The organism is Halomonas sp. BM-2019 (genome assembly GCF_017584085.1).
This window is the reverse complement of sequence record NZ_CP071922.1, coordinates 4,045,046-4,052,991: the sequence shown is the minus strand read 5'-3', so window position 1 is coordinate 4,052,991 and position 7,946 is coordinate 4,045,046. Positions and strand designations below refer to the sequence as shown.

Here is a 7,946-nt window from a genome sequence, read left to right as displayed (position 1 = left end):
CGCCCGCCAGGCCCCCCTCACCGTCGTCGGCCAGGCGCTCCAGCAGCCAGGTGACCCGCGGGTCGATCTGCCACCAGGGCTCCTCGTTCAAGGGATCATCGGCCAGGGCCCGGTACATGGCGTCCAGATAGATCAGCACCTCGGGGTGGTCGAGCCCGGTCTCGATCAAGAGCTCGTCCAGGTAGTCCTCGTCGCGCTCGAGCTTGCGCAGCACCCGGCGGTAGGCGGAAGGCGGGGCGAGCTCGGTGACGTGCAGGCGGCGCTCCGGGAAGCCGCCCACGTGGCGGCGGCTGTTGCGGAACATCACCCGGCCGGTGCCGTGGCGGTCGAGCAGCTGGTCGCGCAGCTGGTCCTGGGCGGCGGTGCGCTGGGCCTCGCTGGCCTCGCCGTTGGCCAGGAGGGCCAGCAGCGCCAGGCTGTCGGCCTCGTCGATCACCGCGGCGACCCGCCCGCGGTCGGCGTCCTCCCCCGGCAGGCGCTCCAGGGCGTCGATCGCCTCGGCCACCTCGACATAGTGGGCCTCCTCCTCGCGGAAGCGCTCGAGGCTGTGGTAGCGGTCCGGGTCGAGCAGACGCAGGCGAGCGAAGTGGCTCGCCACCCCCATCTGCTCGGGGGTGGCGGTGAGCAGCAGCACCCCCTCGCTCTCGGCGGCCAGGCGCCCCACGCAGGCGTAGCCCGGCCCCACCTGCTCCTCGCTCCAGTCCAGGTGGTGGGCCTCGTCGACGATCAGCAGGTCCCAGGCGCAGGCCAGGGCCTGGGCCTGGCGATGGGGGTTGGCGAACAGCCAGTCCTGGCTGGCCAGGATGATCTGCCCGGCCTCGAAGGGGTTGGCGTCGCCGTGGGCCTGACTCTGCTGCTCGTCGAGCAGGGTTACCTCCAGGGCGAAGCGGCGCAGCAGCTCCACCAGCCACTGGTGGCAGAGGCTCGCCGGTACCAGGATCAGCGCCCGCTCGGCGCGCCCGGTGAGCAGCAGGCGATGCAGGATCAGGCCGGCCTCGATGGTCTTGCCCAGCCCCACCTCGTCGGCCAGCAGCACCCGCGGGGCGTGGCGCCGCGACACCTCGTCGGCGATGTAGAGCTGGTGGGGAATCAGGTCGATGCGCGGGCCGGCCAGGCCCAGCGCCGGGTTCTGCTCGATGCGGTGATGGTGGTGCAGGGTACGGAAGCGCAGGTCGAACCAGTCGTTGCGGTCCACCTGGCCGGTGAGCAGGCGGTCGCGGGCCTGATCGAACTGCATGGTATCGGCGAGCCGCGCCTCGGGCAGCTCGCCGAGCTCGCCCCGTTCGTCCTCGCCGATATAGACGATCAGACCGCCGAGCTCCTTGGTGTCGTCCACGGTCAGGGTCCAGCCCTCGGCGGCGCGGATGCGGTCGCCGCTGCCGAACACCACCCGGGTCAGCGGCGCCTGGCGGCTGCTGTAGGTGCGGGTTTCCTGGCTGGCGCCGAACAGCACGGTGACGCTGCGCGCATCGCAGCTGAGGATGGTGCCCAGGCCGAGTTCGGCCTCGCCGTCGCTGATCCAGCGCTGGCCGGGGGAGAAGTCGCTCATGATGCCTCGGATGCTGATACGGATAGGGGTGCGCTCATGGCCGCCGGGGCGGACCGAACAGGGCGCGGTATCTTACAGCAAAGGGCGGCGCGGCTTAAGCATGGCGTCTTGCCGCGCCGCGTGGTAGTTGGCGGTCAGTGGCGCTCCAGCCAGGCGCCGAGCTGGGCCCGGGAGAGCTCGCCCACGTGGCGCTCCACGGCGCGCCCGGAGGCATCGAACAGCAGGGTGGTGGGCAGCCCCGGCGCCTCCAGCAGCACCATCAGCTCCTGGCGGGGGTCGAGCAGCGGGTAGCGGAACTCGAGCGCCTGGTCGTCCAGGTAGCGCAGCACCTGCAGCAGTTCCTCGCCCTGGTTGGCCACCACCACCGTGACCCCCTCGCGGGCGTCGGCTTCGGCCAGCAGCGGCATCTCGCGCAGGCAGGGCGGGCACCAGGTGGCCCACAGGTTGACCACCACCGTCTCGCCCTGCAGGTCGCGCAGGTTGACGGTCTCGCCGTCGAGGTTCTCCAGGGCGAGATCGGGCAGCTCGTCGATGGGCATGCCGCCGCCCAGCGGCGCCAGGGTCACCAGCACCAGCCACAGGCTCGCCGTTCCCACGGTCAGCGCCATGGCGCCGATCAGCCGCAGCAGGTGGTGGCGCAGGGCCCAGCCGGTCCAGACCAGGGCGGCGAGCAGCCCCCAGAGGCCGTGAAAGCCCGGCTGCCACAGCTTGAGGATGTCCAGGGGCGCCGCGGCATAGGCGTCCAGGTGCAGCAGCACGTGGCCGGTGCGCGCGCCCACCAGCCAGGCCAGCACCAGGCCGTTGAACCAGTGGGCGTGCTCGCGGCGCGGCAGCCCCAGCAGCCAGGCGCTCAGCGCCAGCAGCAGCAGAGCCGCACCCAGCGCGTAGAGGCGAGGGAGCGAGATCAGCACGGGACCGAGGGCGATGGCATCCATGGCGTTGGGTTCCTTGAGCGAAGCAGGGTCGGCGGGTGGCGCCCGAGCGGTTACACTTGGGCACCCTGACGGCGCGTCGCGCCTCGACGACCCTTGACCCTGCCAAGCCTACTGCCGGCCGGCATGGCTGTCATCCGTTCGCCACCTTGATCGCGGGAGCCCCCATGGCCAAGCCTGCCTTCGACACCCTGCGCGCCCTGGCCATCGCCAGCCAGGCGCTGGGGTTCATCCTGATCATCACCCTGGAGACCCTGATGGGAGACGCCGCCCGCCCCTGGCAGGGCTGGACCCTGGCGGCGATGGTGGTCGCGGCGGTGGGGATCGCCCTGGCACGGCTCTACCGCCGCAACAAGGCGCGCAAGGCGCTGGCGCGACGGCTCGGTGACGATGACGAGGGCTGAGGCTGCGCGCTGCCCGCTTATCTCCCCGCCCGAGCGGGCGAGGGTTCACACCGGTTTTTGCTGAGCCGCCTGCTGCGCCTGGAGCCCTGGCTCTGAGGCCGGGCCTGGGGTGAAGCGAGAAGGAGAGCGAGATGAGCGAGTTTCCAGCGCCCCCCGGCCAGCCGGAGGCGGCCCGCGATCCGGAGGGCCCTCAGGCGCGCCGTGAGCGGCTCAAGGTCACCGTCGGCCTGCTGCTCGGCCCCCTGGCGGCGGCGCTGCTGCTGCTGATGGAGGCCCCGACCGGCATGCCCCCGGCCGCCTGGCAGGTGGTGGCGCTGACCGCCTGGATGGCGGTGTGGTGGGTGCTGGAGCCGGTGCCCATTGCCGTCACCGCGCTGCTGCCGGTGGCACTGCTGCCGCTGCTCGGCGTGGGCAGCATCCACGCGGTGGCCGCCCCCTACGCCAACCCGCTGATCTTCCTTTTCCTCGGCGGCTTCCTGCTGGCCGAGGCGATCCAGCGCTGGGGGCTGCACCGGCGCATCGCCATGCTGGTGCTGCGAGTCTCGGGCAGTCGCCCGGATCGCCTGGTGGCGGGCTTCATGCTGGCCACCGCGGCCCTGAGCATGTGGGTCAGCAACACCGCCACCGCCGCACTCATGGTGCCCATCGGCCTCTCGGTGCTGGCCATGCTGGAGCGCCAGGGCGGCACCGGCGCCAGCCGTCACATGGCGTTGACTCTGCTGCTGGGCATCGCCCTGGCCGCCAATATCGGCGGCATGGGCACCCTGATCGGCACGCCCCCCAACGCCCTGCTGGCCGGCTTCATGGGCGAGAACTACGGGATCGAGATAGGCTTCGCCCAGTGGATGGCGGTGGCCCTGCCCCCGTCGCTGCTGCTGCTGGCCCTGGCCTGGTGGCTGCTGACGCGGCTGGTCTATCCCCTGGAGCGCGGCGCGGTGCCCGGGGTGGCGCAGATGCTCGCCGACCAGGCCCGGGACCTCGGGCGCATGACGCGCCCCGAGCAGCGGGTGGCGGCGATCTTCGCCCTGGTGGCGCTGGCCTGGATCACCCGGCCGCTGCTGGAGGGCGCCCTGGGCCTGGAGCTCAGCGATGCCGGCATCGCCATCATCGGGGCGCTGCTGCTCTTCGTGGTGCCGGCGCGCTGGCGCCAGCGCCAGTTCCTGATGGACTGGGAGAGCGCCAAGCACCTGCCCTGGGGCGTGCTGATCATGGTCGGCGGGGGGCTCAGCCTCGGTACCGCCATCGAGGAGAGCGGCCTGGCCGCCGTGGTGGCCGAGGGCATGGGCGTCTTCGGCAGCTGGCCCAGCTGGACCATGGTGGCCATGGTGGCCCTGGCGGTGATGCTGATGAGCCACGTCACCAGCAACACCGCCACCGCCGCGGCGATCCTGCCGCTGGCCGCCTCGCTCACCGTCAGCCTGGGCGCCAGCCCGCTGCTGCTCTCGGTGCCAGTGGCCATGGCGGCCAGCTGCGCCTTCATGCTGCCGGTGGCCACGCCGCCCAACGCCGTGGTCTTCGCCAGCGGTCGGTTCAGCGTCGCCGAGATGGTGCGCGCCGGGGCCCTGATCAGCGTGGCGGCGCTGGTGATCATCACCCTGGTGGTGTTCGCCCTGGCCATGCCGCTGCTGGGCTTCGGCTGGGCGGCTTGATCCAGGACATTGTCGAAACCCGTGCAGCGGCTAGTCTGTAGACATGGGGCGACCTGCGCCCCGTCTTCCGGATCGCTGAAGAAGGGCAGACACGCCATGTTCAAGACCATTCTGGTTCCCATCGATGGCTCGAGTCACGCGGAGAAGGCACTCAAGGTGGCGGCCGAGCTGGCCCGTAGCAGCGGCGCCACCCTCCAACTGCTCAACGTCGCCGAGGCGACCCCCGACAACATCGGCATCCTGGTGGGCGGGAGTACAGAGCCCATGTCCCAGGTTGAGCGCGAGAAGCTGGCCGAAGGCGTTCAGCGGGCCGGCCTGCAGGTGATCGGCAAGGCGAAGGGGGCGGTCGATCTCGCTGGCCTCGAGGTCAAGGAGCTGGTTCGCCAGGGGCGTCCCGGCGAGCGCATCATCGAGGCAGCCGAGGAACTCGGCGCCGACGCCATCGTCATGGGCAGTCGCGGCATGAGCGACCTCAGGGGCATGGTGGTGGGCAGCGTCTCTCACCGGGTCAGCCACACCGCCGGCTGCACCGTCATCACCGTAACCTGACGAAACGGCGCGCGCGGTCTCGAGGCCGCCGCCCATCAGGGACGCCACAATCTGACATCCCCGGTTTACCGGCTGGTGGGGTCGCTGGGACTGTGTTCCTGCAGAAAACGCTTCAGGGCCTGGTTGACCCGGGTCTGCCAGCCGGGGCCTGTGGCACGGAAGGCCTCGACCACCTCCTGATCCAGGCGGATGGTGATGCGTTCCTTCGGCCGCATGGCCTTGGGCCGGCCACGCCTCACCAGTTGGTCGCCGCGATACTCGTCGGCTTCCTCGAAGAAGTCATCGTCCAGCTCGGGGGCGTCATCCGGGTCAATCCAGCCGGGACCGGTATTTCTGCTGTTCGCGCTCATTCGCTTTCCTCATCGAGATGATGCGGCGAGCCGCGCCGCGCGGCGTCCACACCAGTACGACCATCCGGTCATCGAGCAGCCCCACCGTGATATAGCGGTCTTCGCCATAGTCCTGGCGATCGTCGCCTCGGGTGAAGTGGTGACCGGCGAACACCTTACCCGCATCGGCAAAGTCGAGGCCGCGGGCCTGGAGTGTCTGGTCGCGCTTGGCCGCGTCGAAGGTCAGTTCCATGTTTGGAGTGTATGCACAAAAAATAGTGCCCGCCAAGTTAGGCCGGTATGCCAACGCCACCCGGTACCGCGACCGTGTGTCCGGCACCCCGATCCGTGGCGACATCATTGCCGCGAGCCGTGCCGCCCTGGCCCATCTACACCCGCCGCCGACCTCCATTCGCTTGCTGACCCGGGGGGGCGCGCAACGAAAAACCGCCACCCGGCTTGATCCGTAAGTGGCGGTTTTTGCTGTGTTCTTTGGTCGGAGCGACAGGATTCGAACCTACGACCTCTGCCTCCCGAAGGCAGCGCTCTACCAAGCTGAGCTACGCTCCGACGCGTTGGGCTGATGCCTCAACGGGGTCGAATTATACCCGCCGCGGGCGGCTTTGCAAGCCCCCGCGGCGGGCCGGGCTCAGGCGTTGCGCTCCACCGCCAGACGGGCCAGGTCGGCCATGCTGTCGCGGTAGGGGGAGGGCGGCAGGTGCTCGAGCTGCGCGAGGGCCTTGTCGGCCATCTCCTCGGCGCGGGTCCGGGTGTAGTCCAGGGCGCCGGTGGCGTTGACGATGGCCAGCACCTCGTCGAGATGGTCGAGGCCGCCCTGGCGGATCGCCTGGCGAATCACCGCGGCCTGCTCCTGGGTGCCGGCGGCCATGGCCCGGATCAGTGGCAGGGTCGGCTTGCCCTCGGCCAGGTCGTCGCCCACGTTCTTGCCCATCACCCCGGCGTCGCCCTGGTAGTCGAGCAGGTCGTCGATCAGCTGGAAGGCCAGGCCCAGGTAACGGCCATAGTGCTGCAGGGCGCTCTCCTGCTGCGGGGTGGCATCGGCGAGGATCGCGCCGCTGTGGCTGGCCGCCTCGAAGAGCATGGCGGTCTTGCCCTGGATGGTCTCGAAGTAGGCCGCCTCGTCGGTGTCCGGGTTGCCCACGTTGGTGAGCTGCTGCACCTCGCCCTCGGCAATGGTGCAGGTAGCGCCGGAGAGCACTGCCATGATCCGCATGGAGCCCAGCTCCACCATCATCTGGAAGGAGCGGGAATAGAGGAAGTCACCTACCAGGACCGAGGGGGCGTTGCCCCAGGCGTCATTGGCGGTGGCCTTGCCGCGGCGCATATGGGACTCGTCCACCACGTCGTCGTGCAGCAGCGTCGAGGTGTGCATGAACTCGATCAGGGTGGCCAGGGTGACGTGCTTGTCACCCTCATAGCCCAGCGAGCGGGCCGCCAGCAGCACCAGCAGCGGGCGCAGCCGCTTGCCGCCGCTGCCGATGATGTACTGGCCGATGGTCTCCACCAGCGGGACCCGGGAGGCGAGCTGGGCCATGATGGTGCGGTTGACCGCGGTGAAGTCCTCGGCGACCACGGCATGGATCGGCGAGGGGGCAGCGCTTTCGGGAGTGATCAGGTTGGCAGGCATGGACGCGGTATCGGCAGAAGTGATGGGACCGGGGCGGGGCCCGCTGGCCCTAGGTTGCCGGTCATGCTATGGGGCCCCCTTGAGGGCGTCAAGGCGGCCGTGAGGGGCGCCGCCGGGCCTTGCCGACCGGGCACCTGGCGCGCACGGCCCCCGGGTTGTGCGGTGGACGGGGCACGGTTATAATGCGCGGCCCACTCATCCCGCTCCCTGTCAGATGGTGCCAGAAGCGGCGCCACTCGAAGCAGGCCGATCAAGAGCCAACCCCGATGAGTCCTGGAGAGAAGACATGTACGCAGTAATCAAGAGCGGCGGCAAGCAGTACCGCGTTCAGGAAGGCCAGACCCTCAAGCTGGAGAAGATCGAAGTCCCGACCGGCGAGTCCGTCGACTTCGACGAGGTGCTGCTGGTTGCCGATGGCGACGACGTCAAGGTCGGCGCGCCGCTGGTCGAGGGTGCCAAGGTCTCCGCCGAGATCGTCTCTCACGGCCGTGGCGACAAGGTCACCATCATCAAGTTCCGTCGCCGCAAGCACCACATGAAGCGTCAGGGCCACCGTCAGTGGTTCACCGAAGTCAAGATCACCGGGATCTCCGCGTAAGCGGCCCATCCCTGAACGGAGGATTATTCCATGGCACATAAGAAGGCAGCCGGCTCCACGCGTAACGGCCGCGATTCCGAATCCAAGCGCCTTGGCGTCAAGCTGTTCGGTGGCCAGGCCGTCACCGCCGGCAACATCATCGTGCGCCAGCGCGGCACCAAGTTCCACGCCGGCACCGGCGTCGGCCTCGGTCGCGACCACACCCTGTTCGCCCTGAACGACGGTGTGATCAAGTTCGAGACCAAGGGTCCGAAGAACCGCAAGTTCGTCAGCGTCGTCTCTGCCTGA

General features: G+C 69.7%; 10 protein-coding genes and 1 tRNA gene. 5 read left to right on the top strand and 6 right to left on the bottom strand.

Translation table 11 applies throughout. The features are described from left to right. Together rapA and J5F18_RS20080 are read right to left on the bottom strand one after the other, a co-directional pair. A partial coding sequence (gene rapA / locus J5F18_RS20085) for an RNA polymerase-associated protein RapA (RefSeq protein WP_346300266.1) occupies nt 1–1,549 on the bottom strand: 1,549 nt, incomplete at its 3' end. 134 nt (nt 1,550–1,683) lie between these two features. Continuing rightward, nucleotides 1,684–2,484, bottom strand: a complete 801-nt coding sequence (locus J5F18_RS20080) for a TlpA disulfide reductase family protein (protein WP_346300265.1) — start codon at nt 2,482–2,484, stop codon at nt 1,684–1,686. 164 nt (nt 2,485–2,648) lie between these two features. Here J5F18_RS20080 and J5F18_RS20075 point away from each other — a divergent pair, with 164 nt between their 5' ends. From J5F18_RS20075 to J5F18_RS20065, 3 genes are all read left to right on the top strand, one after another. Continuing rightward, nucleotides 2,649–2,885 (top strand): hypothetical protein, encoded by a 237-nt coding sequence (locus J5F18_RS20075; protein WP_346300264.1) that lies wholly within the window; start codon nt 2,649–2,651, stop codon nt 2,883–2,885. Between the two features lie 131 nt (nt 2,886–3,016). Then, nucleotides 3,017–4,534 carry an SLC13 family permease gene (locus tag J5F18_RS20070; protein WP_346300263.1) on the top strand — a complete coding sequence of 506 codons (1,518 nt, stop codon included), beginning with the start codon at nt 3,017–3,019 and terminating at the stop codon, nt 4,532–4,534. A 96-nt stretch (nt 4,535–4,630) separates the two neighbouring features. After that, a complete protein-coding gene (locus tag J5F18_RS20065; protein WP_346300262.1) occupies nt 4,631–5,083 on the top strand; it encodes a universal stress protein in 453 nt (150 codons plus the stop codon). A 65-nt stretch (nt 5,084–5,148) separates the two neighbouring features. On the opposite strand, the gene J5F18_RS20060 is transcribed toward J5F18_RS20065, so the two are convergent. From J5F18_RS20060 to ispB, 4 genes are all read right to left on the bottom strand, one after another. Beyond that, nucleotides 5,149–5,433, bottom strand: coding sequence for a BrnA antitoxin family protein (locus tag J5F18_RS20060; protein ID WP_346300261.1), 285 nt, complete (start codon nt 5,431–5,433; stop codon nt 5,149–5,151). Next, entirely contained in the window at nt 5,393–5,665 is a 273-nt protein-coding gene (locus J5F18_RS20055; protein ID WP_346300260.1) for a BrnT family toxin, read from the bottom strand. The genes J5F18_RS20060 and J5F18_RS20055 overlap by 41 nt, the downstream gene beginning before the upstream one ends. Before the next feature lie 240 nt (nt 5,666–5,905). Next, a tRNA-Pro gene (locus J5F18_RS20050) sits at nt 5,906–5,982 on the bottom strand. 79 nt (nt 5,983–6,061) lie between these two features. Further along, a complete protein-coding gene (gene ispB, locus J5F18_RS20045) occupies nt 6,062–7,060 on the bottom strand; it encodes an octaprenyl diphosphate synthase (protein WP_346300259.1) in 999 nt (332 codons plus the stop codon). A gap of 286 nt (nt 7,061–7,346) precedes the next feature. On the opposite strand from ispB, the gene rplU reads away from it, so the two are divergent. Together rplU and rpmA are read left to right on the top strand one after the other, a co-directional pair. Beyond that, nucleotides 7,347–7,658: a 50S ribosomal protein L21 gene (gene rplU / locus J5F18_RS20040; protein WP_346300258.1), complete on the top strand. Its 312-nt coding sequence runs from the start codon at nt 7,347–7,349 to the stop codon at nt 7,656–7,658. Between the two features lie 30 nt (nt 7,659–7,688). Beyond that, entirely contained in the window at nt 7,689–7,946 is a 258-nt protein-coding gene (gene rpmA, locus J5F18_RS20035) for a 50S ribosomal protein L27 (protein ID WP_299313744.1), read from the top strand.